Raw genomic sequence first — 23,175 nt, forward strand, 5'->3', positions numbered from 1 at the left:
GCATCTGTATCAGACAGCGGTGGCCAACTGATCAGGCTTTTTTCCGAGGCTTGCTGGGTGGGGAGGTCTTTTTACTGGCCGGGGCTTTTTTTGCCGCAGCCTTGCGCCCGCCCAAGCTGCGTTTGAGCAGTTCGGTAAGGTCGATGATGTCTGCGCTTTTCTGCTCGCCTTCACCTTCCACTGGGGCCACCGTGGCGATCTTGCCCTGACGGGCTTTTTCTTCGACCAGGGCCATGATGGTTTCCTTGAAGTCGTTGCGGTATTCATCCGGGCTCCAGGTACCGCTCATATCCTCGACCAAGCGTTTAGCCATCTGCAACTCGCGTTTGTCGATGCTCGAATCGCGCACGCTGGCGTCCAACTCCAGGCTGTCCAGGCTACGCACTTCCTGTGGCCAACGCAGCGTGATCATTACCAACGCATCTTCAAGCGGGCGCAAAAGCGCCAGGTGCTGCTGAGTGTGCAGAACAACCTTGGCCAAGGCGACTTTACTGGTGCTCTGCAAGGTTTCGCGCAACAAGGCATACACCTTGCCACCGCGCCGATCCGGACTCAGGTAGTAAGGTGTATCGAACTGCTGCAAGGGAATCTCGGCACTGTCGACAAATGAGAAGATATCAATGGTCTGAGTCGCCTCCGGGCGAGCCTTGCGGATCTCTTCTTCACTGATCACCACATAGCGCCCTTTTTCGTACTCCACGCCTTTGACGATATGCTCGCGGGAAATTTCCTTGCCGGTCACCTTATTTACGCGTTTATAGCCAACCGGGTCCATGCTGCGCTCGTCGAGCCAGTCAAAATCGACCCGGTCGCTACTGATTGCCGTGCTCAATGACACCGGGATATGCACCAGACCAAAACTGATGGCACCTTTCCAGATAGCTCTGGCCATGATGTTCTCCCTCGGGCGATTGAAAAGCACTTGTCTGTCTGACTACAACGCTGCGTGAAGGTTTTCGGTGCCGACGATCAGGGCAATGGATTGCCCCCGGTAACCCCGAATATCTCACCGGTAATGTAGCTCGACTCCTGGCAGGCCAACAGCACATAGAGCGGTGCGCATTCCGCGGGCTGGCCTGGACGCTTCATCGGTGTATGTCCGCCGAACTGCGGGATCTTCTCGTCGGGCTGACCACCACTGGGCTGCAGCACCGTCCAGATCGGCCCTGGGGCTACGGCGTTGACACGAATTCCCCGCTCGATAACCTGCTTGGCCAACGCTTTGGTAAAGGCAACGATGGCCGCTTTGGTGGTGGCGTAGTCGAGCAAGGTAGCCGAGGGATCGTAGGACTGGATCGAAGCGGTATTAATAATGGTCGCCCCCGCCGGCATCAGCGGCACTGCCGCCTGGCACAACCAGAACAGCGCATAAACGTTGGTCTTCATGGTTGCATCAAATTGCTCGCTACTGATGCGGCCTACTTCCTTGCGAGCGACCTGTTTGCCAGCGACGTTTACCAGAATATCCAGTCCGCCAAGCTGTTCATGGGCCTTATCGACCAGATCCCGGCAAAACGCCTCGTCTTTCAAATCACCTGGCAGGGCAATCGCGCGGCGGCCCTCGGCCTCGATCAGCGTGATCACTTCGCGGGCGTCCGGTTGTTCGACCGGGAGGTAGTTGAGGACGATATCAGCACCCTCGCGGGCAAACGCGATTGCTACCGCGCGGCCGATACCGGAGTCGGCGCCAGTGATCAAAGCCTTGCGCCCCTTGAGTCGACCGAAGCCCTGATAGCTTTGCTCACCGTGGTCGGGCTTGGGCTTCATCTGCTGATCCAGGCCCGGCGCTGCTTGCGACTGCGCCGGAAACGGTGGTTGCGGGTACTGGGTGAGCGGATTCTGCATCTGGTACTGGTTGCGGGACTTGTCGCTGGCCATTGTTTAACTCCCAAATTGCATCCAGCGCCAGCGTGGCGCTGCTTATCTTTGGAAGTAACTCCAGCGCCAAGGTTTGCTAAATCTTCGGCGATGTCCGACCAGTGGTCCTGCGTGCAAAAAAGCTGAACTCTGTTGGCGATTTCTCCTCGAAAAACTAATCACCCAACATTGTTTTAGTTACACGGAGAGCTTCGGCATGAGAAACGTAAGCCGGGCGTGCCCGACCTGCCTGCAGATCGATTTCGTCCAGGATACGCTGTTCGGCCCCATCGCCCACAGCGCCGAGTGCGAAGTGCAACTGGCGCCACTGAACCTCAATGGTCAACCCGGCTTGCAAATGCAGGTGCGCGCCCCAGTCCCGGCCAAGCTCGAACGCTCGCACAGCATCGCGTTCGTCTGGGAGGGGCGCACATACCGCGGGATCGTCCACTACCATCGACAGTGTGATGATGGCGGCTTGCAACTGCAGCTTGAGTTGCAGTAGCGTTTACGCGGGCCAAGCCCCCTGGAGCGAGATTTCAGTCGGCTTTTGATCGGCTGTTAATCTTCATCTACCCGCCCCGTCAATCGAATGGGAGCAGATATCAAGCGATAGCAGTGTCAACCAGTTCCTGAGCCTCGGCTACCAAGCGCTGCAGATGCGCTTCGTCAATGAAGCTTTCTGCATAGATCTTGTAGATGTCTTCAGTACCCGATGGGCGCGCCGCAAACCAGCCATTGGCGGTCATGACCTTCAAGCCACCGATAGCCTGGCTGTTGCCTGGTGCATGGCTGAGAATCTGCTCGATCGGCTCACCGGCAAGCGCTGTCGACTTCACCTGCTCCGGTGCCAGTTTGCTCAACAGCGCCTTCTGCTGCGGATTGGCCTTGGCTTCAACACGGGTAGCAAAAGGCTCACCCAATTCAGCGGTCAGCTCGGCATAGGCCTGACTCGGATCGCGCCCGGTACGTGCGGTGATTTCCGCCGCCAGCAGTGCCGGGATCAAGCCGTCCTTGTCGGTGGTCCAGACACTCCCGTCTTTGCGCAGGAACGAGGCACCCGCACTTTCTTCACCGCCAAAGCCCAGGCTGCCGTCGAACAAGCCGTCGGCAAAGAACTTGAACCCTACAGGCACTTCGTACAAGTGACGGCCCAGGCGTGCAGTCACACGATCGATAAGGCCGCTGCTCACGACAGTCTTGCCGACCGCGGCGTCCTGGCGCCACTGCGGGCGATGCTGATACAGGTAATCGATGGCCACCGCCAGGTAATTGTTCGGCGCCAACAGGCCGTTCGGCGTCACGATACCGTGGCGGTCATGGTCCGGGTCACAGGCAAACGCCACGTCAAAACGCTCACGCAGGCCGATCAGGCCTTGCATGGCGTGAGGCGAGGAAGGGTCCATGCGAATCTGGCCATCCCAATCCACGCACATGAAGCGGAAGGTTGGATCGACCTCAGTGTTGACCACTTCCAGATTCAACTTGTAGTGCTCGGCAATCGCCGACCAGTAGCGCACACCAGCACCGCCCAGAGGATCGACACCCAGCCGCAGGTTGGCGCTGCGGATAACGTCGAAATCGATCACGTTTTCCAGGTCGGCGACGTAGCTGCTGACATAGTCGTGGCGATGCGTGGTGCTCGCCCGCAGCGCTTGATCGTGCTCGATGCACTTGATGTCTTTCAGGCCCGCGACGAGCAACTCGTTGGCCTTGGATTCAATCCATTTGGTCACATCGCTGTCGGCCGGGCCACCGTTGGGTGGGTTGTATTTGAAACCACCGCTTTGTGGCGGGTTGTGCGAAGGCGTGATGACGATACCATCGGCCAAGCCGCTGCTGCGCCCACGGTTGTAGCAGATGATGGCGTGGGACACTGCCGGGGTCGGGGTGTACTCGTCATCCTTGGACAACATGACTTCAACGCCATTGGCTGCCAGCACCTGCAAAGCACTGGCCGTTGCCGGGGTCGACAGCGCGTGCGTGTCCGCGCCTACAAACAATGGACCATCGATACCCTTGGCTTGACGATACAGGCAAATAGCCTGGCTGATGGCCAATACATGGTGTTCGTTGAAGCTCAGGTCCAACGAACTGCCCCGGTGCCCGGAGGTGCCGAATGCAACGCGCTGAGCGGCGATGCTGGGATCGGGTTGGCCGGTGTAGTAGGCGGTCAACAGGCGCGGGATATCTACCAGCACGGACGCTGGAGCCGGTTTGCCTGCCAAAGGACTGAGCTTCATGCAAAACCTCAAGAAAGATGTTCGGGGGTCAAAAATGCAGAGTTTACTGGCACTTTGACAAGCACGCGATGGCAATGCTCCCCGGCCCCCTGATTATTTCTGTTGCGGCGCCCACCAAGTGGGAAACATGCCTTGCACCCGAGGCTCGGCGAAGCGGTCATCGATGAGCATGACCATGCCCTTGTCGTCGGTGCCGCGAATCACCCGACCTGCCGCCTGAATGACTTTCTGTACGCCGGGATACAGATACGTGTAGTCAAAGCCTGCATCGAACAATCGCGCCATACGCTGTTTGATTTGCTCATTGACTGGATTCACCTGGGGCAATCCAAGGGTCGCGACAAACGCCCCGATCAACCGCGTACCAGGCAAGTCGACTCCCTCAGCGAAGGCGCCGCCGAGCACGGCAAAGCCGACACCACGCCCTTGGGCCTCGAAACGTTGCAGGAATTCTTGGCGCTGGCCTTCATCCATACCCGGTGCCTGACGCCACTGGACAATCTGCGGATGCTCGGCAGCGAGCCGCCCGGCCACCTGTTGCAGGTATTCGAAACTGCTGAAAAACGCCAGGTAATTGCCGGGTTCCAGCGCATATTGCGCCGCAATCAGCTCGACGATCGGTGCAATCGAGGCAGCACGATGCTGATAACGGGTAGAGACATTGCTGACCACCTGCACGCGCAGTTGCTCGGCGGCAAAGGGCGACGTCACGTCCAGCCAGGCGGTGTCTGCGGGCATGCCGAGCAAGTCGGTGTAGTAATGCCTGGGACTCAGGGTTGCGGAAAACAGAGTTGCGCTACGGGTGCTGGCCATGCGCGGGCCTATCTGTGCAGCGGGGACCACATTGCGCAGGCACAAGGTCGAAAGGCTGCGCCTGCCCGGCCCTTCGCGCTTACTGATATCAAAAATGAAATGGCCGTCGAACAACTCGCTGATGCGGATGAACTGCAAGGCATCGAAGAGAAACTGCAACAGCGCCGGATCGATGCCCGTAGGTTGCTGATTCAGTTGCTCCTGGATCAGACCGACACAGTGCTGCAACGCCTTGAGGAACGCTTCCGGCAGTTCCTCGACCACCCGATACGGCATCAGTTGAGTCTTGTGCAAGGCATTCCATTGACGATTGAGGCGGTCCAGGGCGCTGCCCATGCCGGCGGGTTTGCTTTTACGCAGTGCCTGCAATTGCCACTGGTCAAAGCTGGCGCTGTACATCTGCCGCGCACGCTCCACCAGGTTGTGCGCTTCATCCACCAGCAATGCCACACGCCACTGATTCACCTGAGCGAGGCCATGCAGCAAGGCGCTCTGGTCGAAGTAGTAGTTATAGTCAGCCACCACCACGTCAACCCATCGTGCCATTTCCTGCCCCAGATAATAGGGGCAGACCTGATGCGCCAAGGCAATTTCGCGAAGTGCAGCCTTATCGAGAATGGCCAGCGCCTGGGCGGCCTGTCGAGCAGCCGGCAAGCGATCGTAGAAACCCTTGGCCAGCGGGCAGGCTTCGCCGTGGCAGGCAGTGCCTGGGTACTCGCAGGCCTTGTCGCGAGCGACCAGTTCCAGGCTACGCAGGGCAATGCCGGGCGCGCTGTGATGGACCTGATGCAAGGCTTCCAGGGCGAGGGCGCGACCGGGAGTCTTGGCGGTCAGGAAGAAAACCTTGTCTAACTGCTGCGGGACCACGGCCTTGAGTAACGGAAACAAGGTGCCAAGGGTCTTGCCGATGCCCGTGGTCGCCTGTGCCATCAAACAGCGTCCAGTACTGACTGCCTTATAGACGGTTTCGGCGAGCTCACGCTGACCACGACGGAACTGGCCATGGGGAAACCTCAGGTTGTGCAAGCCAGTATCGCGCAGCGCCACACGCTGCAGTTGTTGCTCGGCCCATTGCACGAACAGCCCGCACTGGGCATTGAAGAACTGTTCAAGTTCAGGGGCCGTACAATGCTGCTCGATCAGTGTCTGACTGTCGCTATCGACATTCAGGTACACCAAGGCCAGGTTGATTGCGGCAAGCTGACGTTGCTGACAGAGCAACCAGGCATAGATTTTTGCCTGGGCCCAATGCAACTGACGATGGTTCTCCGGCTGGCGCGCCAGGTCACCGCGGTAGGTTTTTATTTCCTCCAGACGGTTGAGCTGTGGGTCATAGCCATCTGCCCTGCCGCGTACCTGCAACGCACCGAATTGCCCTTCAAGACTGACCTCAGCCTCATAGTGCGGGCCGCGTCGAGCCACTACCCGTTGATGGCCGCTGATTCCCTCCTGCGCGGTCGGCGAAGGGGTGAAGCGCAGGTCAAGGTCGCCAACCTTGGCGCTGAACTCACACAGCGCCCGCACCGCCACGCGATAACTCATGTTGCCTGCGCTATCCAGCGCACATGGCATACCTCGATAGGCAAACCGTGTTCAGTACAGAAATCGATCCAGCGCAGTTGGTTGTCCTGAAGGCGATCACCCGGCCCTTTGACCTCGATCATGCGGTAGCGCTGCTGCTCGGGCCAAAACTGGATCAGATCGGGCATGCCGGCACGATTGGCCTGAATATCCTCCAGCAAGCGCTCGAAACAGCGCTTGAGATGCACTGCCGGCAGGCAAGCCAGCGCTTGATCGAGCAAAGCCTGATCGAGTCCCTGCCAAAAGACAAAAGGCGACTGCAGGCCCTGTTTGGCAATAAAGTTCCGGCCGATGGTGTGCTGGTAGCGGTCGTCGTCCAGTTGTTCCAGGCAATCGTCGAACAAAGCAATGCGACGCGCCTGGAATTCCGGATCGTGCAAGTCTTGCGGCGCACTCTGGAATGGGTGAAAGAAGGCGCCGGGCAGCGGCGCGAAGATGGCGTCCCAGCACAGCAGGCCGAACAGGCTGTTGAACAGCGTGTTCTCGACGTAATGTACCTGGCCGCCCTCCTGTTCCAGGTGCACCTGCACTGCCCGCTCGACCCCCAGCAATGCCTGCTCGATCGGCAATTGCAGCTCGATCAAAGCGGTTGAGGGCTTTGCTCGTCGCGGCTGAGGGGGACCACCAAGCTTGCGCTGCAAGCGCGGCAGAATTCGCGCCAGCGCTTGAGCCTCTATTGGCCCGGCCGGATGCGCGGCAACTTGCGTGGCCAAGGCATGCGCCGCTGACCATTGCTCGCTGCGCTCGAGTACTCGGATGCGGCGAATCCGCGCCTGTGGGTGTTGGCTGCGCGGGTAGATCTGCAAAGCCAGGTTCCAGTCGCCCAGGCGCTCGCTGTGTTGACCCAACTGGTACAGCAGCCGCGAACGTCGCCGTAACAACCATGGATTGTCGCTTTGCAACGTTTCCAGTTGAGTCAGCACCTCTTGCGCCGTAGCTCCCTGCTCCAGCCTCTCGGCGCAGCGGTGCAAGGCCAGGGCCAGATCAACGTCCCCACGGTGTTTCAATGCCCTTGATTGCTCACTGAAAGCCACTTGTTCATAGCGCATCAGCCCCAGGTCCGCGAGGACGAATTCCGACCAATCCTGATAGAGATTGCCGAAGAACAGCAGACGAAAACGATCGCACAGCGCTTGCAACTGCAGCGTGAGGATGGGCTCGGCAAAGTCGGGCATCCAGTCGTGCAAAGGTCGCGGTGTCAGTTCCAGCGCCTGCAATTGGGTAAAAAGCTCAGCCTTGGCCGCCCGAGGACGAATCAGGTGGGCGCTAAACCCGCTGGCGATTTCATCCTTGCGCAACACTTGAAACAGCTGTTCGAGACTCAAGGGGCTGTCATCGGTAACCCAGCTGTGTTCCAGCAAAGGTTGCAATGCCGCCAAGGGTGCTCCGATTTCTGCGTAGACGAGCTTGCTTGGACGAAACAGTTCACCCTTGCGCATCACCATACGCACCAGCAACGCCTGGGAAGCACGCGGTTGCTCGGCGAATCGTTCGATAAAGGTTTGCTCGTTTTCGTCCAGCAGATCGGCATAGCGCTGCCCGATCCAATTCAGCACTTGCTGGAAGTTGTACAGGTAGTAAAACGGGTCGTCGACAGAATGGGCAATCACGGCAAGGCTACTGGCAGGCTCAATGACACTGGTTATACATACAGATCACCACTTTTGGCAACCTGCTGGAGCACCACTGATCGGCAAGGGGTGTCGATCGGCAGTTGCGCAGAGAGCCACAAATCTATTCCCCTCGGTTAAAAAGCAAATCAGGAATCCGCATCGTTCTACAAAAAGAACGCAGAAGACCAAGTTGCCGGCTACTCAACCCAATCAAAGCCGCTACAGTTGCAGTTTGCGCAATTCAAGGCTGCGTAGACGACATATTGCGCCAAGAGCTGTATCAATTTCGGAACAGCAACGATATACGACGACACTTTTGCACATCGATGCTTACTGCGCCGCCAAGCCGCTTTGACAAACACATAATTAGAGAGACTTATGCATGCGTGCCCCTCACCTGCCCGCCCTTGGCCTGCTTTGGCCGCTGCTGTGCCTGGAAGCCCAGGCCGATAGTGTCAGCCTGCCGCCCCTGCCTTTGGGCAACACTAGTTTTCTGGATGGCATCACACAACCGGGAATGCTTTTTGAGCTACCCGTCCAGTACAACCGCAGTAACCAGGCCGTGGATGCCAGCGGCCATTCGGTGCCAGGGCGCCAGCGGATACGAAGCACCACCGTACTGCCGCACTTCGCCTACATCAGCAAGCAGCGCATCGCCGGAGCCTATTACGGCGCCGAAGTACTGTTACCGCTGGTACACCTGGATCTGGATATCGACGGCGGTCCGCAAGGTACCCGCACCCGTCAAGGCGATCTGATAGTCAGCCCACTGCTATTGCAATGGGATCCGGTGATGTTGTTCGGGCGGCCCTTCTGGCAACGCTTGAATTTCGTCTTCACCTTGCCAACCGGTGACTATGACAAGCGCGCGCAGATCAACACTGGAAGCAATGTCTGGACCTTCAATCCCCACTACGCCTTTACTTGGATGGCAAGCGAACGCCTGGAGTTCAGCGGGCGGCTGCACTATGCCTGGAACAGTCGCAATGACAGTCCGGCACAGCAACTGCAAGCCGGCGACATACAACCCGGCGAAGCACTGCACAGCAACTTTGCCACTTCATACGCACTGGACGATCATTGGCGCGTGGGCGTGGCCGGCTATCACCTCAAGCAGATAAGTGCCGACAAAATAGACGGCCATCGCCAGAAGGACTCCAAGGAGCAGGTATTCGGCTTCGGACCGGGTGTGCGTTACAGCACAGGTGGCCACAGCGTGTTCATCAACTACTACAGCGAATCCGGGGCTCGCAATCGAAGCGAGGGCGATCAACTGAGCGTTCGCTACCTTTTGGCCTTTTGAGCCCGCTGCAGCTCCTCGCGCAATACCTTCAGCCCAATCTGCAGGTCATGTGACTGTCTGGATGGACAGCCCAGGCGCAGGTACTGGCGGTAGTCACCCTGCAAGCTGAACAATTCACCTGGGACGATGACCAGGCCCTGCTCGAGCAGGCGCTGAAACAACACCCGCATGTCCACCAGCGTCCGGGTATGCGCCCAGATCGTCGTGCCGCCGGCAGGCATCTTGAACTGCATGTGCGCGCCCAGGTAAACCTGCATTTGCTGATAAAGATGGGTAACCCGCTCGAACAGACGCAGGCGTACCTTCTCCAGATGGATATCGATGCGCCCCTTGCCATACAGCCGTGCCACAGCTTGCTGGCGCAAGGGCGGCAAATGAAAGCCCCTGGCCAGGAACTGGCGCTGGAGCTGCTGCGGGCAATGGCGCGACAACAGATAGGCGAATGGCGCTTCGGCTCCCACCGTGCGCTCCAGCGAGGAAAACACCAGCAGGCGCTGCGGATCGACCATCTCTCGCAGACAAACCTGAGGATGTGCGGCGAAGCAGTACTCGGCATCCAGGTCGTTTTCCAGTAACCACACCCCGTGTAGATCCAGCAGTTCACTGATGGCCTGGTACTGCACGTGGGGCAACAGGCTGCCATGCGGGCTGTTCAAGCGTGAAGCCAACATGACAATGCGCACCGGCTCTCGCTGGAGCAGGTAGGCGAAGTGCTCAAGGTTCAGGCCGCCATCACTGTTCAGCGGCATTTCGATTACCCGTAGCCCGCACGCTTGCAGAATCCGCAGCAAACGCCAGGAACAGGGTGATGTCACCACAATCGTACTGCCCTGCAATTCCAATGCGGCCAGCAAGGTTTCGAATAGCGAGTACAGGTCCGACGATAGATAGACATCGTCAGCACTCCAATACAGCTGCACCGACTGGGTGTAGTGCGCCGCCAGTGCGGTTCGCAGTTCCAGGTCGCCATTGCTGTGAACGAGCCCGGTGAACCTTGGATGTTGACGAAGCAACTGGCGCTCGATACCCAGCAGATTGGTCTCGAGCGATGACAGCGACTGCTCACCATTGAACACCAGCATTTGCGAACGACTGGCGTGCGCCTGCAAGTCGTGCAACAGATCCTCGCCACTTTGTGCCTGGACGATGATCTCTCTGCCTCGGGCAAAGTAACCGGACTTGGGCACCGACTGCACACGCCCTTCGTGTTCGAGCATCGAGTAGGCATGCTGGATGGTCGAGATGGAAACATCCAATCGGCGCGCCAAATCTCGCAACGACGGCAACTTGTTACAGGTACCTGGCGCCAACTGGGAAATCAGTTCAGTCAAGTAGCGGTGTACCGCCTGATAGGCAAACCTGTTGTGTTTTGTCTTGTCCTTCATCAGCAAATGCCGGCCTGCTCGCCATCGCTCAACACGCTATTGGCAGCGCGGTACTTCAGATGTCGCAGGTTGGCACCGCGCACGCGCAAGCGGGACAACAGGCACTGCGAGCCGCCAGCCAACGCATCACGGCTATACAGCTTCTGCAGCATAGGCAGTGGCAAACCACTGGTGTCCACCAACCACTGCACCACCGGCTCCGGTGCCGACTGCCCCTGCAATGCCTTGTGCAAGTAAGGCATGGCCACCAGCATGCCGGGATGGCAGCGGCACAGGAATGTTTCAAGCTGCGCACCCCGCCCCACGAACGGACTGAACAACTGGCAAACCAATTGCGCTTCGCTCAGGCCATAAGCCTGCGAGGCAAAATCATTAGCCTCGCCACGTCGTTGCTCCAGCTCGCCAGTCTGCCAATAGTCGAAAATGCACGTTTCAACCGTGGCAAAGTCATCGTTGCGCTGCATTCGCTGTCGGGTTTGCTGCAGATACAGGTGAATGCCATCACCGTATTGAGTGTTGTCGATGAACTCGGCTTTTAACCCCTGCAGATGCGCTAACAACAATGGGTTGGCGATTCCGCTGTGACCACCGGGGTCGGCCTGCTGGTCGAAGTTGTAGCCCAGAAAGCGACTCAGTCGCTTGGCATGGAGCGTTTCATGGTCAGCCACCAGATCGTCGATTGTGATAAAGCGCAATGCCGGCTGCTCGCCAAATTCGGGTTCGGCACCTGCTGGTACGAAAGCTGACTCGTGCCCTTGCAGCAAGTCCAAGTAGCGCCTGTGCAGCTCACCCATTCCTTCGAGCAGCGCTGCGGCGCAGCTATGAATAGGCCGTGCACCAAGCAATTCGGCGTTACGCAGCGAGCGCCTACTCCAGGCCAGGTAACGCTTGCGATCGGCCAGTGAGTCCGCATTGATCACCGCGTCGACGCGACCCTGCCAGGTAATAGCCTGGCGAGCCAGCTCAGCCAGGTGCAAATAACCGTGGCTGGCAAAGTTGGCCAACAGCGGCGAACCGCCGCCAAGGTGACCACACAACAGCCACTCCTGACGCTCTGCCAGTTGTTGCGCGTCAGATGGAGCGCGACGATTATCGTAGGACAGCAGTTCGTCGGCATCGAGCACCAGCAACTCGACGCGTGGATCATCGTGCATGAACAATCGTGAGAACGTGCTATCGATGTTCGCTTGTGCTGTGGTGCTCATCCCGGCTTGCCACGCCGTGGCAATACGCAAGTGAAAGGTGTGAGGTGCGCGGGCCGCAATGCTCAACTGCGCAGCTCGCACACAGGCCAGGGCCTGGGCGCAGCGCAAACTGGCATCAAACACGAACATCAAGCGCAATCCCTTGGTCCGTTCAAGGCCACCGGCCGCCACAATCAATCGCTGAACCAATAATTGCAGCGATGCCTTTTGCGCTTGCGACAAATGCTCAAGCACACGCTGCAATACTTGCTGATAGATATACTGCATGGCTTGATCGTGAATACTGCCCATTACGCCCACCTGAATATCGATTCCGGCCATCTAAAGTGCGCTTCTGCAAATATTTAAAATCAGCAGAAACAAAAAGCCAGCTAACTTCCTAGGAAACTTCCCACAAGCTCCTACAAGAATTTACAGCAATCTAAACACGCACCAATCAACCCAGACTGCAGTACCCGCCGCGGCCTGAAAAACCACCTTAATCATGGGATTCTCATTCATATCGACTCACTCCCTGAGTGTAATAAGTACAGCTCATTATCGGGGCTTGGCCAACGAATAAAAGATACAGAATAAGCAAAAAAAGCCGTTCAGCGCAGAACGGCTATTTGATTACATCCAGATGACACACCATGGAATACGCTTCCAGCGTCATCCCAATTGAGCGACTTAACTAAATCGTCGGCGTAGTTGTCGACAACGGCGAAACCCAAGATTAAATGCCGATAAAAAAACCCGAGCAACGCTCGGGCTTTTCACTGATAAACACCTCGGGCAAGGTGTCAGGCGTCAGCCATCTCCAGCACCAGTCGTCCACCACAGGGGCATTCGTCCATGTAGCGATGGGCCTCGACAACCCGCTCGAAGGGGTAAACCTTGATGATCTGCGGCGTCAGCAGCTTGTCAGCGGTGAACTGGTTGATGTCACGCAGCGCCCGCTGCAGCGCCACCTGGTCCTGTGTAATGCCAAGTTCCGGCTTGCCCGTGAAATTGCCGATGCAATGCACAAAGAACTGAATATTCTTCTGAAACGCGGCGCAGGCCGGGAAAGGCGTCTGGTTGCCACCCTGCAAGCCGTAAAGCACCAGGCTGCCGCGCGGCGCCAGGACATCACCCAGCAACGACATCTGCGGGCCACCAAGGCCATCGAGAACCATGTCGACACCGCGGTTGTCGGTGTACTTATTGATCTGCATGAGCAGGTCTTGCTCTTCGGTGACGATCACTTTGTCGGCACCCAGCTTGATCAGATTGTCGCGCTGATCGGCATCCTTGGTGGCGGCAAATACCTTGAGCCCCAGCGCCTTGCCCAGTTGCACAAAGGCAGGACCGGCGCAATGGCTGGCATCGGTGACCAACGCGGTTTGCCCGGCCTTGGCCCGGGCCAGATCGACATAGGCAAAATAGGCCATCAGCAACGGCGTGTAATGGACACTGGCCTCGATCGGCGAAAGTATCTCTGGGTAGCGGGTCAATGCCGTACGTGGCAGCACAATGACCTCGCCGTACACCGGATGCTCGTTGGCACTGCAGGCCGGAAAGCTGGCGACCTTGTCACCCACTGCCAGGTCATCGACGCCCTCGCCCACGGCCACGACCACACCCGCCATTTCATGCCCGATACCGGCGGGCAAGCGTGCCTGGGACGGCGCCAGGTTCTGCCGCCAGAGCACGTCGTACCAACTGATACCGATCGCTTCAACGCGGACCTGCACCTCACCGGCAGCTGGCTGCGCCGCGACCTGCTCTTCGATCTTGAGCACCTCGGCCGGGCCGAACTTGTGGAAACGGATCATGCGGGACATCGCAAACCTCGCCTAGTGAACCTCTAATACCCTGAACTCTATCCGGGCTTTCACGGTTAGACCATCTGTGGCCATTAATAGTCGACATGCTTGTCATTGATTAAGGATATGCCGCTCTGGGCAAATTATGCGGTGCAGGGTAACAGCCTTTACCCTTAAGATTCACCCCTGCCCCAACCGTCCAGTGAAGCCGAGCCGATGAACCGTAACGACTTGCGTCGCGTCGACCTGAACCTGCTGATCGTCTTCGAGACGCTGATGCATGAACGCAGCGTAACCCGCGCAGCCGAAAAACTGTTTCTCGGCCAGCCGGCGATCAGTGCAGCATTGTCACGCTTGCGCAGCCTGTTCGACGACCCATTGTTCGTGCGCACCGGCCGCAGCATGGAACCATCGGCGCGCGCCGTAGAAATCTTCGCCCTGCTCTCGCCCGCCCTGGACTCGATCTCTACAGCCGTCAGCCGCGCGGCTGATTTCGACCCAGCCACCAGCACCACTGTGTTTCGCATCGGTCTGTCGGACGACGCCGAGTTCGCCCTGCTGCCGCAGTTGCTCAAACGCATACGTGCCGAAGCCCCGGGCATCGTTCTGGTGGTACGCAGGGTCAATTACCTGCTGATGCCGGCCTTGCTTGCCAGCGGTGAAATTTCGGTGGGCGTCAGCTGGACCAACGACTTGCCTGCCAACGCCAAGCGCAAAGTACTGCGCCGCAGCAAACCAAAAGTACTGCGCGCCGACAGCATGCCTGGCAGCCTGAGCCTGGACGACTTCTGTGCCCGTCCCCATGCCCTGGTGTCGTTCGCCGGCGACCTGGGTGGTTTCATGGACGAAATCCTGGAAAAACTCGGCCGCAAGCGTCATGTCGTGCTGGCTGTACCGCAATTCAATGGCCTGGGCAGCCTGCTGTCAGGCACCGACATCCTCGCCACCGTACCCGACTACACCGCCGAAGCGCTGACCGCGGCGGGCGGGCTACGAGCCGAGGATCCGCCACTCGAGGTGCAGAGTTTTGAGCTGCACATGGCGTGGCGTGGGTCTCAGGATAATGATCCGGGTGAGCGCTGGTTGCGGTCGAGGATTCAGATGTTCTTTGGGGACCCGGATAGCCTGTAATGGAATTCCACTAAATTCCATAAAATTGTTTTATAACAAAGGTTTATTGACAATTTAAGTCCACTGCCGTCTGTCTAAATCCAATGGATTCCACGACTCATGGGGGCATAATTGGGGGCAAATTTCGGTTCCTTAAAAAGGATGCCCCCACCGATGCCCCCAGATAATGCGGTTGTTTTTAAGCGAAAACTCAGCGATGCCTTGATCCGCTCACTGACCGAACCCGGCAAACACGCCGATGGCGAAGTTCCTGGCCTCTACTTGGAGGTAAGGGCGTCGAGCAAGGTAGGCAAATCCCCTTCCAAGGTTTGGCGATTGAAGTATCGGCTGCATGGCAAGGAAAACCGCTTTTCCATCGGCGCTTACCCCGACATTGGCCTCAAGGAGGCGCGCGACATTGCCCGCGGCGCACGCCGCGACGTGGCTAACCACACCGCTCCGCTCAAGGCCAGGACCGCCAAGATCGAGGCACAGTTGCTCAATGAAGAGCGCACCTTCGCGTACGTGGCCGAGCAATGGTTGGCATTCAAGTCTGCCGAATTGGTGACCAAATCCATCTCGGGCTTTACCGGAGCGCTGAACAACCACATCTTGCCTGCCATTGGCAAAAAGCCGATAAGCGAGATCAAGCTGGAGCACATCACCACGATCATTACCGAGCTGCGCCGCCAGCGCACAATGGCCATGGCCCGGCGCGTGCGCACCATCATCCGTGCCGTCCTAGGCTTTGCCGAGGGACGCGGCTGGGTCGAGCGCAACGTGGCGCTCAGTAACATCGAGGAGTTGAAGATTCGCCACATCGTGACCAGCAACCCGGCGATCGAAAGGCCATCCGACCTGGGCAGGTTTCTTCTACGCCTTGATGACTGCAACGATGGCAGCGTTGCCACCGCAATGCGCCTGCTGGTCATGTTGCCGGTCCGCCCAGGCGAACTGGTGCAGATGCGCTGGGAAGATGTCGACTTGGTGGGCGCCGATTGGCGTTATGTGGTAAGCAAGACCAAGCATCTGGACAAGAGCAAACACATCGTGCCGTTGCCTGAACAAGCCTTGGTTCTGTTACGCGAGCTACATAAAACCCGCGTGGTCGATGAAGAAGGTAAAGGCTGGGTGTTCGTCTCACCGGTTTATCCGGGACGTCCAATAAACCCGACCTCCATGCTCAAGTCCTTTCAACGCATCTGGCCAGAGTACGACATCACAGCCCACGGCTTTCGCGCCACCTACCGGACCATTGCCCACGAGCATCTGGGCATCGACCCGATCGTGCTGGAGCTGTCGTTATCCCACCGTATGCCGGGGGCGCTGGGCGCGGTGTATGCACGTGCACAGTTGCTAGGACAACGTCGGGAGGCTGCTCAGCAATGGTCGGACTATCTAGATCGGTTGCGCATAAACGCCTCGCTCGCCGCCGTGAACTGACTACATCGAGTGATTTGCCAACCCTTCGCAGATTGGGTCTATTTGGGGCTCTGGTCATTGAGCCCGACCGCTATCAACAGCGGAAGGCTGTACCTTATCGGACGGCAATCTGGCCGGTCGAATCTCGGTGCGAAAGGTCGGTGTGCCGGTCAGCTTTCTCTATCGCTGGGGCGACCAGAACAAAGAGGTATGCCTGCGGGCTCGAGCGCTTATCGATGATCAGATCAACCCCAACGAGCAAAAGAAAACCGCCAAGGCACAGGCATACGCCGCTGCTAACGTAGAGGCTGAACAAGTAAAAACGACGAAGGTGCAAACGCCGACCGTCCAGGATGGCCAAGGCGTGGCTGTTGGATGGCGTGGCGCGCAAAGATGGCAATGCCGAACTACAACGCCGTTTTACCAATGACCTTTACCCCGCACTGGGCAAGAAATCGGTGAACAATGTTTCCGAACACGATATTCGAGCACTGATCCGCACCGCGGGCAACCGCGGCGCTCACCGGCAAGCCATCAGTTTCTTCGCCGACTCACTCAGATGTTCAGCTGGGACAGACAGCGCCAGCCTTGGTGGGCCTTGTTGGTCGAGGGTGATCCAACTGAGCTGGTCGACATCTCCCCATTGATCCCTGCTGACTACGAGGCGGAACGAATCCGCAACCTTTCGCCCGCTGACTTGCTGGAACTGCACAATCGCTTGCGGCAAATGACGGCCTATTACAACGCCCTCCCCGCGGGCCAGAAATACGAAGGCATGCGTCCATCAATCAAAGAGACTCAACTCGCGCTCTGGATCAGCCTGGGCACCTTGTGCCGGATTGGCGAATTGCTGCAGGCCGAATGGAAAAATGTCGATCTGGACCGGCAGACCTGGTTCCCCCCAGTGAAAACGTCAAAGGCACGCGGGGCAAGAAACAGGACCACTATGTCTTCCTCTCCCCCTTTGCGCTGCATTTCTTTCAGGAACTCAAAACCCTCACCGGAGACTCACAGTGGTGCTTTCCCAACAAGCAGGGTGATGGGCATGTGGTCGTAAAAGTAGTGAGTAAACAGGTCGGCGATCGCCAGGCCCGGTTTAAAAACCGCAAGGCCCTCTCCAGACGGCGTCACGACGTACCCTCATCCTTGCCGACGGCCAGAACGGTGACTGGACACCGCATGACCTGCGCTGCACCGGCGCGACCATGATGCAAGCCCTGGGGGTCAGCCTGGACGTCATCGACCACTGCCAAAACCATGTGCTGGCCGGCTCGCGGGTGCGACGCACTACCTGCATCACGACTATGCCGAAGAGAAGAAGTGTGCTTGGAACCTGTTGGGCGATCGACTCAGTGCCGTGCTGTCCTCCACCTATGAGCACACGCCTAACGAGTCGATTCTGTCTTTTCCAGCGTACGCGGCGCCAGAGATGCGGACACCCTCCTAGCGCTGTTGCACCCAGCGTTCTCCGCAATTTAACATCCGCGACAAGCCATGTTGTGACCTTAAATTCGCGATGAGTAGTGAACGTTCCACAGGCGGTACGAACCACATTGGCTTGAGGCAAGTATGGATCGGCGCCTGCAAGCTTCATTGATTGACACAGATGGCAAAACTCAAGCCAGTCACTGATGAGGTTCATCAGCGACTAGCGGAGTTGATACTTTAAAAGCGTCAGATTTAGCCGAGAAGCCCTGTCATAATCAACGCGATAGCTGCTCCATCAGCTCATTAGGGCTTCTTGAAATTGGGTTCGCCGTTTCAAGTGCTTTAGAAATTTTAAGCACTTTCACGTCCTCGTAAGCGGCACCCAGAATCTGAAGCCCGATCGGCAGACCACGGTTTGAATATCCAAATGGAACGGATGCAGCTGGCTGGCCTGTCAAATTAGCAAGCAATGAAATTCCGGCCCAATCAAGCCAGTCTGAAAATGCTAACGATGGAGTATCGACTCCAGTTTTGAAAGGTAGAACCGCTACAGTTGGGCTGATAACGGCATCAACCTCACCGAATAGTCGTGAGCACATGTGCCTATAGCTGATCCGAGCCATGTTCGCTTCCAGATATTCCTCGATAGCAATCGCTTCGCCTTTGGCGGCGACCGCCAAAAAGCCAGGATCAACTTTCTGGCGAAGCACTTCGGGCAACCGGCGAATTGCTTGAGCTGCTCCGGCCTGCCACAACGTACGATAAGTCTGACGCCAATCGTCAACCGGTTCTAGGTGAACTACCTCAGCACCAAGCTCTTGTAATAGCCTAGGTAGGCTTTCATAGGCAGACGCTATTTCCGGGGCGACTGTCATGAAGCCGTAGTCTAATGTTATTGCGATGCGCATACCCTGCAGGGTTGCGCCCTCCAATCCAACAAAATCATCTTTTAAAAATGCAGGCAATGTATCGGGATCCATCGGGTGGATTCCTGACATGACCTGGAGCGCTAACGCCGCATCATCTACACAACGTGTCATAGGCCCTTGGTGCGACATGTTGGTGTAATGAGCGCCCAAAGGGTATTGAGGCACACGACCGTATTGAGGTTTGAAGCCGAAAATCCCTGTGAAGCTGGCAGGGATTCTGATTGAACCTCCGCCATCGCTCCCGAGGGCGATCGGGCCAGCACCGCAAGCTACTGCCACTGCCGCGCCCCCACTACTTCCACCTGGTGTCTTTTCAAGGTCGTATGGGTTGCGGGTGATGCCCGTTCGAGGGCTGTCCGTAACTGCCTTCCAGCCACCTTCACAGCTGGTGGTGCTCGCAAATAGCACTGCCCCTGCGTTGCGTAATCGCTCTACGCTAGGAGAGTCCGAAGCGGCAGGTGGGTTACCCTCAGATGTGAGCGAACCTCGACCTAAATGCCACCCTCTAACAGTGGTCACGTCTTTGATGGATACCGGTACACCTTCCAACGCCCTAATGTTGTTTCCTGAATACCAAGCTTTCTCACTTTGACGAGCAGCTTGCAGAGCACCCGCTTCATCAATCAAACAAAAGGCATTAAGCAGCGGCTGGATGTTATGTGCTCGCTCGATTACTTCTCGGGTGACCTCTACAGGAGAAAGTTCTTTCGAGCGAAATGCATTAATCATTTCAATGGCAGATAGATCGCAAACAGAACGCATTGTTACCTCTCTTAATCAAATGGCATCGGCCGCATCGACCAAATCTCTATTCATGGTTTCGGGACTACGTAGAGCAGTTATAAAAGCCACTAAGGCCAAGAACATGATGTAGCCCGCGACGATCCACACCGACCCAAAAAAAGCCATTAACGACGCAGAAACTACTGGTACAAGCCCACCGCTGAGCAACCCGCCAAGTTCTTTGGAAGTAGCCAGGCCACCATTGCGATATTTCGAACCAAAAAGCTCAGGCAGGTAAGCGAGCTGTACCACATACGTTCCAACTACGCCCACTCCATAGCCACCCAAGAACGCTAGTAGCACCAACGGGTACTTTCCTGTATTGACGAGCAGCAATGCGGGAACGCACCAAAGCACGCTCCATGCCGTAAAAAAAAGGTACATCTTTCGTCGCCCGAAATGATCCGACAGCTTTCCAACCAATGGAATAATCGCGAAGCAAATAATTGAAGTGATTAACAAAGCGCTAGTGGCCACGGTCCGATCGAGCTGCAAAGTCGTTACCACGTACCCAACCAAAAATACTTGATAGAACGATGACGGCCCACTTTCTCCAATGCGCAGACCGACCGAGCTTATAAGGCTTCTACGCCCATTTTTGAGGAGGTCTCTCATGTAGGATGGGAAATGAAACGCCTCCTGGCGGGCAGCGTTAGAGCTAAATGCCGGGCTATCTTCCAAATTACGACGAAGCCAAAGGGTATAGATCACCACACCAATGCTAGCCAAAAACGGGATACGCCATCCCCACGACAAGAGGGATTCTTCGGGTAACATCGAGACCAGCATCCATACCCCTAATGCGATGATGGTGCCCACGTTTGTACCCAACGACACAAACGAGCTGATGTATCCGCGCTTCCCGATAGGAGCAATTTCAACCAAGAGTGTAGTTGCACCAGCAATCTCCGCCCCCGCCCCGAATCCCTGACAGATTCTCAAGACCACGAGCAGTACAGGCGCCAGTAATCCAATTTGGTCATACGTCGGAAGGCACCCGATTAGTACCGTTGAAACTCCCATCAAGCCGATTGTTACGACCAAAACGAATTTCCTGCCAAGCTTGTCACCGTAATATCCGAGTACTACGCCCCCGATGAAGCGCGCGAGAAACCCGACCGCGAAGGTCGCAAAACTGGCCAAAAAACCAATCAATGGCGATACGTTAGGGAAAAATAACGGGTTGAATATGAGCGCAGCCGCCAATCCATAAATTGCAAAATCGAAATACTCCAATGCAGTACCTGAGGATGCTGATATCACGTACTTCCGGACAGTGCTTTCATCGACCGGTACGTGATTGGCTGATTGCCGATCGCGGACCGGAGAGGCCAAAGTTCGGCTAGAGCTACCGTGTTGGGTGATCTGGTTCACGCTGTCATCCTTCATCTTGAGCAAAGATTTGTGACACCGGACAAACTGATGTCCTAATATATCAGCTATCTGCAGGTTTCAGACCAACTCTCTGAATTTTAAGAAAATCCCTTAAAAAACAGCTACATAAGCGATTGCAATGCGGGGATTGACGCTCCTCGACGAGCTACGAACGCATGAAAATGGGGCGGATGCCCACAAAAAGGGTATGTAGGGGTAACGATACGTAACGTCAAGCGCGCAAAGTGATCGTAAGCATCCGCCGAATACACCTTGCGCTATTAAACGGGCACTCACTGATGCGGCAGCAAGGCTTAATCTCACTCGCTCACTGCGTCGGCAGATGAGTGAGAACATCCTTGGGATATTAGCGTCGGCAGCATTGCCACCGCATCTATTGCAGCGACAGCCCTAATCATTGTATACGGGCTGCTGTCACCGATCGTTGAGCGCGGGGCGCCGTGCGCGCAAGCCTATTGTTTGAATACAGGAATCTTCAGAAACGAGTCCATGACGACTGCCGAGCGAAAACTCCGCAACGATTAGCGAAAATGAAGTCGAGCAAGCACTGAGTTAAGAGGGACCTGAGGAGGAAGGCGAGATGCAGTTTAGACATTTACACTGCTTCCTCGCCGTAGCAGAAGAACTCCATTTCGCCCGTGAGGCCGAAAAGCTGCACATCGAGCAACACCGCTGTCGCGTGCAATTAAGGAATTGGAAAAAGGCCTGGACGAGTATCGTTGGCATCGGCTCGGACTTGTTCGGTGGTCATCATGCTGGCCTCGCTCATGCTGCTGGTCCGGGGAACTTCGGCCGGGGCATCGCTTTCGGGTTGGTGTCCGGCGCGCACAGTTGGGACCTGCGCAGTGGCCGGTGCTGCTTAAGAGCAGAATGCGGTATCGGAATAAGTAAACTGAAACGTTGCCAACATCTGCGATGTCACTAAAAAATTGCCCCTTCAATCAGAAGAATCGGCGCGCGTGAGTAAAATTTTGAACGAGCAGGCTAATCAGCAACAGCAGTTAATGGCTAGTTTTTAGGGTTTTGCTCATGGCTGAAATCTTACTTGAGACCAACCTCGCTTTTCAACGCGTCGAGAACTTTGAGCTGTTCGTCGACGGACTGTTCGAGTTGACGAAAATCGGCGAGTTTAGACATGAGAGGTCTCTTTTCAGTAGCTAGACTTATCATCTCCCAGCACATCGCCCAATCGGGATTGATTGGCACTCTCGCCAAATGCAGTGCTCCCCCACTCCATCACTCATTGATGGAATCCAACTCGCTCATGACTTCACCAGTGGGGTGCGGCTGCCAGGTGAAATTTATTACTTTCATTGTGCATGCCTCGACAACAAAATAGGACAAGCAATTGTACTCTGCTATAATTTTCAAGATACGATATCAACGTGCTATGCGGAGTTTGTACGATGCCCAACCACTCAGATCACCATAAGACTTCAGAGATGAGCTCAGTATCGGTTGGAATCATAGAAACAAACAAAGTAACTTCGTTTTCGACAGAGCAACATGCTTGGGGGCAATTTGTATACTTGATCAAGGGAGTTATTGAGCTAACTGTTGAAAACAGCTGTTACGCGGCGCCTCCAGATTTTGGGATATGGTTACCACCTAATACGGAACATCTCGCCTGGGCAGACAACGACGCCGCATATTTTCTTTTAAACGTCGAAGCCACGCTATGCAAAACCCTGCCAACTGTCGCTAGCATCATTTCAGTAGGAGCTATTGCCAAGGCGATTCTCTTAGATATAAAAAAACGAGGAACTCACGAGCCTGAAAATGAACAAGATACCCGGTTGATGCGGGTCTTGATTGATCAGCTAAGTGCGGGATCGTGCATTGAGAGTTTTTTGCCTATGTCTGATGACCCTGCATTAAAGCTGGTACTCGAAGTGTTACTCAAAGACCCTGGGAATAATCGCTCACTTCTAGAGTGGTCAAGACACGTTAACAGCACCGAACGCACCCTTGCCCGCCGCTGCGACCGTGATCTTGGGATGAGTTTTATCAAGTGGAAGCAACGGCTTCGCTTGTCAAGGGCACTTGCAATGCTTTCTGATGGATTGACCGTGCAATCGGTGGCCAAAAAATTGGGTTACAGCACACCTTCTGCATTTATCGCAATGTTTCAAAAAGCTATGGGCGCCACCCCGAACGCTTTTCGGAGTAAGCCATCGGATAACACACAGCTTAGCGCTGACATTAGAAAGGTATCCTCAGACTCTCCAGAGACAGGAGGGAATACTGGCGAGCCTTAATTACCCGTGAGTGGCTGTCGCGCGAGACACTATCTATCAGACTTCAATAAGAAACCTTGCAAT

General features: G+C 56.3%; 15 protein-coding genes and 2 pseudogenes. 7 read left to right on the forward strand and 10 right to left on the reverse strand.

Going from position 1 to position 23,175, the window contains the following annotated elements; genetic code table 11:
* Window positions 1-31 precede the first annotated feature (31 nt).
* Both ku and V0R60_RS05725 read right to left on the reverse strand, forming a co-directional pair.
* Window positions 32-892, reverse strand: coding sequence for a non-homologous end joining protein Ku (gene ku, locus V0R60_RS05720; protein ID WP_330079031.1), 861 nt, complete (start codon window positions 890-892; stop codon window positions 32-34).
* 77 nt (window positions 893-969) lie between these two features.
* On the reverse strand, window positions 970-1,878 hold the full coding sequence (locus V0R60_RS05725) for an SDR family oxidoreductase (RefSeq protein WP_136475810.1): 909 nt from the start codon (window positions 1,876-1,878) through the stop codon (window positions 970-972).
* Between the two features lie 196 nt (window positions 1,879-2,074).
* On the opposite strand from V0R60_RS05725, the gene V0R60_RS05730 reads away from it, so the two are divergent.
* On the forward strand, window positions 2,075-2,362 hold the full coding sequence (locus V0R60_RS05730) for a hypothetical protein (RefSeq protein WP_330079030.1): 288 nt from the start codon (window positions 2,075-2,077) through the stop codon (window positions 2,360-2,362).
* A 100-nt stretch (window positions 2,363-2,462) separates the two neighbouring features.
* Here V0R60_RS05730 and pgm read toward each other — a convergent pair whose 3' ends face one another.
* The 3 genes from pgm to V0R60_RS05745 all read right to left on the reverse strand — a co-directional run bounded on the left by pgm (window position 2,463) and on the right by V0R60_RS05745 (window position 8,104).
* Window positions 2,463-4,100, reverse strand: coding sequence for a phosphoglucomutase (alpha-D-glucose-1,6-bisphosphate-dependent) (gene pgm, locus V0R60_RS05735; RefSeq protein WP_136475806.1), 1,638 nt, complete (start codon window positions 4,098-4,100; stop codon window positions 2,463-2,465).
* Window positions 4,101-4,193: 93 nt separating this feature from the next.
* Window positions 4,194-6,455, reverse strand: a complete 2,262-nt coding sequence (locus V0R60_RS05740; protein WP_136475804.1) for an ATP-dependent DNA helicase — start codon at window positions 6,453-6,455, stop codon at window positions 4,194-4,196.
* Window positions 6,452-8,104, reverse strand: a complete 1,653-nt coding sequence (locus V0R60_RS05745) for a VRR-NUC domain-containing protein (RefSeq protein ID WP_330079029.1) — start codon at window positions 8,102-8,104, stop codon at window positions 6,452-6,454. The genes V0R60_RS05740 and V0R60_RS05745 overlap by 4 nt, the downstream gene beginning before the upstream one ends.
* Window positions 8,105-8,489: 385 nt before the next feature.
* Here V0R60_RS05745 and V0R60_RS05750 point away from each other — a divergent pair, with 385 nt between their 5' ends.
* Window positions 8,490-9,410 carry a SphA family protein gene (locus V0R60_RS05750; RefSeq protein WP_330079028.1) on the forward strand — a complete coding sequence of 307 codons (921 nt, stop codon included), beginning with the start codon at window positions 8,490-8,492 and terminating at the stop codon, window positions 9,408-9,410.
* On the opposite strand, the gene V0R60_RS05755 is transcribed toward V0R60_RS05750, so the two are convergent.
* The 3 genes from V0R60_RS05755 to V0R60_RS05765 all read right to left on the reverse strand — a co-directional run bounded on the left by V0R60_RS05755 (window position 9,392) and on the right by V0R60_RS05765 (window position 13,805).
* Window positions 9,392-10,795, reverse strand: a complete 1,404-nt coding sequence (locus V0R60_RS05755) for an aminotransferase-like domain-containing protein (protein ID WP_330079027.1) — start codon at window positions 10,793-10,795, stop codon at window positions 9,392-9,394. The genes V0R60_RS05750 and V0R60_RS05755 overlap by 19 nt on opposite strands.
* Complete coding sequence (locus tag V0R60_RS05760; protein ID WP_330079026.1) at window positions 10,795-12,321, reverse strand: hypothetical protein; 1,527 nt, start codon at window positions 12,319-12,321, stop codon at window positions 10,795-10,797. Before V0R60_RS05760 ends, V0R60_RS05755 begins: the two co-directional genes overlap by 1 nt.
* 461 nt (window positions 12,322-12,782) lie before the next feature.
* Complete coding sequence (locus tag V0R60_RS05765; protein ID WP_330079025.1) at window positions 12,783-13,805, reverse strand: zinc-dependent alcohol dehydrogenase family protein; 1,023 nt, start codon at window positions 13,803-13,805, stop codon at window positions 12,783-12,785.
* A gap of 198 nt (window positions 13,806-14,003) precedes the next feature.
* Between V0R60_RS05765 and V0R60_RS05770 the strand changes: the two genes are divergently transcribed.
* The 3 genes and pseudogenes from V0R60_RS05770 to V0R60_RS05780 form a co-directional block, all read left to right on the forward strand.
* Entirely contained in the window at window positions 14,004-14,918 is a 915-nt protein-coding gene (locus V0R60_RS05770; protein WP_136475793.1) for a LysR family transcriptional regulator, read from the forward strand.
* A 153-nt stretch (window positions 14,919-15,071) separates the two neighbouring features.
* Entirely contained in the window at window positions 15,072-16,340 is a 1,269-nt protein-coding gene (locus V0R60_RS05775; RefSeq protein ID WP_330079024.1) for a tyrosine-type recombinase/integrase, read from the forward strand.
* A 100-nt stretch (window positions 16,341-16,440) separates the two neighbouring features.
* A pseudogene (locus V0R60_RS05780) lies at window positions 16,441-17,766 on the forward strand (tyrosine-type recombinase/integrase); the annotation flags it as partial.
* A gap of 256 nt (window positions 17,767-18,022) precedes the next feature.
* Here the strand turns inward: V0R60_RS05780 and V0R60_RS05785 are convergent.
* Both V0R60_RS05785 and V0R60_RS05790 read right to left on the reverse strand, forming a co-directional pair.
* Window positions 18,023-19,438: an amidase gene (locus tag V0R60_RS05785; protein WP_330079023.1), complete on the reverse strand. Its 1,416-nt coding sequence runs from the start codon at window positions 19,436-19,438 to the stop codon at window positions 18,023-18,025.
* Window positions 19,439-19,453: 15 nt separating this feature from the next.
* Complete coding sequence (locus tag V0R60_RS05790) at window positions 19,454-20,833, reverse strand: MFS transporter (RefSeq protein WP_330079022.1); 1,380 nt, start codon at window positions 20,831-20,833, stop codon at window positions 19,454-19,456.
* Between the two features lie 601 nt (window positions 20,834-21,434).
* Here V0R60_RS05790 and V0R60_RS05795 point away from each other — a divergent pair.
* Window positions 21,435-21,562 (forward strand): annotated as a pseudogene (locus V0R60_RS05795) (LysR family transcriptional regulator); the annotation flags it as partial.
* 698 nt (window positions 21,563-22,260) lie between these two features.
* Entirely contained in the window at window positions 22,261-23,112 is an 852-nt protein-coding gene (locus tag V0R60_RS05800; RefSeq protein ID WP_330079021.1) for an AraC family transcriptional regulator, read from the forward strand.
* Window positions 23,113-23,175 lie beyond the last annotated feature (63 nt).

The organism is Pseudomonas auratipiscis (assembly GCF_036324085.1).
GTDB classification, from domain to species: domain Bacteria; phylum Pseudomonadota; class Gammaproteobacteria; order Pseudomonadales; family Pseudomonadaceae; genus Aquipseudomonas; species Aquipseudomonas auratipiscis.

What these genes read in the sequence shown, in the direction of transcription:
- V0R60_RS05800 (WP_330079021.1), top strand. Translation starts at nt 22,261, where the DNA reads ATGCCCAACCACTCAGATCACCATAAGACTTCAGAGATGAGCTCAGTA.
- V0R60_RS05755 (WP_330079027.1), bottom strand. Translation starts at nt 10,795, where the DNA reads ATGAAGGACAAGACAAAACACAACAGGTTTGCCTATCAGGCGGTACAC.
- V0R60_RS05770 (WP_136475793.1), top strand. Translation starts at nt 14,004, where the DNA reads ATGAACCGTAACGACTTGCGTCGCGTCGACCTGAACCTGCTGATCGTC.
- V0R60_RS05750 (WP_330079028.1), top strand. Translation starts at nt 8,490, where the DNA reads ATGCGTGCCCCTCACCTGCCCGCCCTTGGCCTGCTTTGGCCGCTGCTG.
- V0R60_RS05785 (WP_330079023.1), bottom strand. Translation starts at nt 19,438, where the DNA reads ATGCGTTCTGTTTGCGATCTATCTGCCATTGAAATGATTAATGCATTT.
- V0R60_RS05725 (WP_136475810.1), bottom strand. Translation starts at nt 1,878, where the DNA reads ATGGCCAGCGACAAGTCCCGCAACCAGTACCAGATGCAGAATCCGCTC.
- V0R60_RS05775 (WP_330079024.1), top strand. Translation starts at nt 15,072, where the DNA reads ATGCCCCCAGATAATGCGGTTGTTTTTAAGCGAAAACTCAGCGATGCC.
- V0R60_RS05730 (WP_330079030.1), top strand. Translation starts at nt 2,075, where the DNA reads ATGAGAAACGTAAGCCGGGCGTGCCCGACCTGCCTGCAGATCGATTTC.
- V0R60_RS05765 (WP_330079025.1), bottom strand. Translation starts at nt 13,805, where the DNA reads ATGTCCCGCATGATCCGTTTCCACAAGTTCGGCCCGGCCGAGGTGCTC.
- V0R60_RS05760 (WP_330079026.1), bottom strand. Translation starts at nt 12,321, where the DNA reads ATGGCCGGAATCGATATTCAGGTGGGCGTAATGGGCAGTATTCACGAT.
- ku (WP_330079031.1), bottom strand. Translation starts at nt 892, where the DNA reads ATGGCCAGAGCTATCTGGAAAGGTGCCATCAGTTTTGGTCTGGTGCAT.
- pgm (WP_136475806.1), bottom strand. Translation starts at nt 4,100, where the DNA reads ATGAAGCTCAGTCCTTTGGCAGGCAAACCGGCTCCAGCGTCCGTGCTG.
- V0R60_RS05740 (WP_136475804.1), bottom strand. Translation starts at nt 6,455, where the DNA reads ATGAGTTATCGCGTGGCGGTGCGGGCGCTGTGTGAGTTCAGCGCCAAG.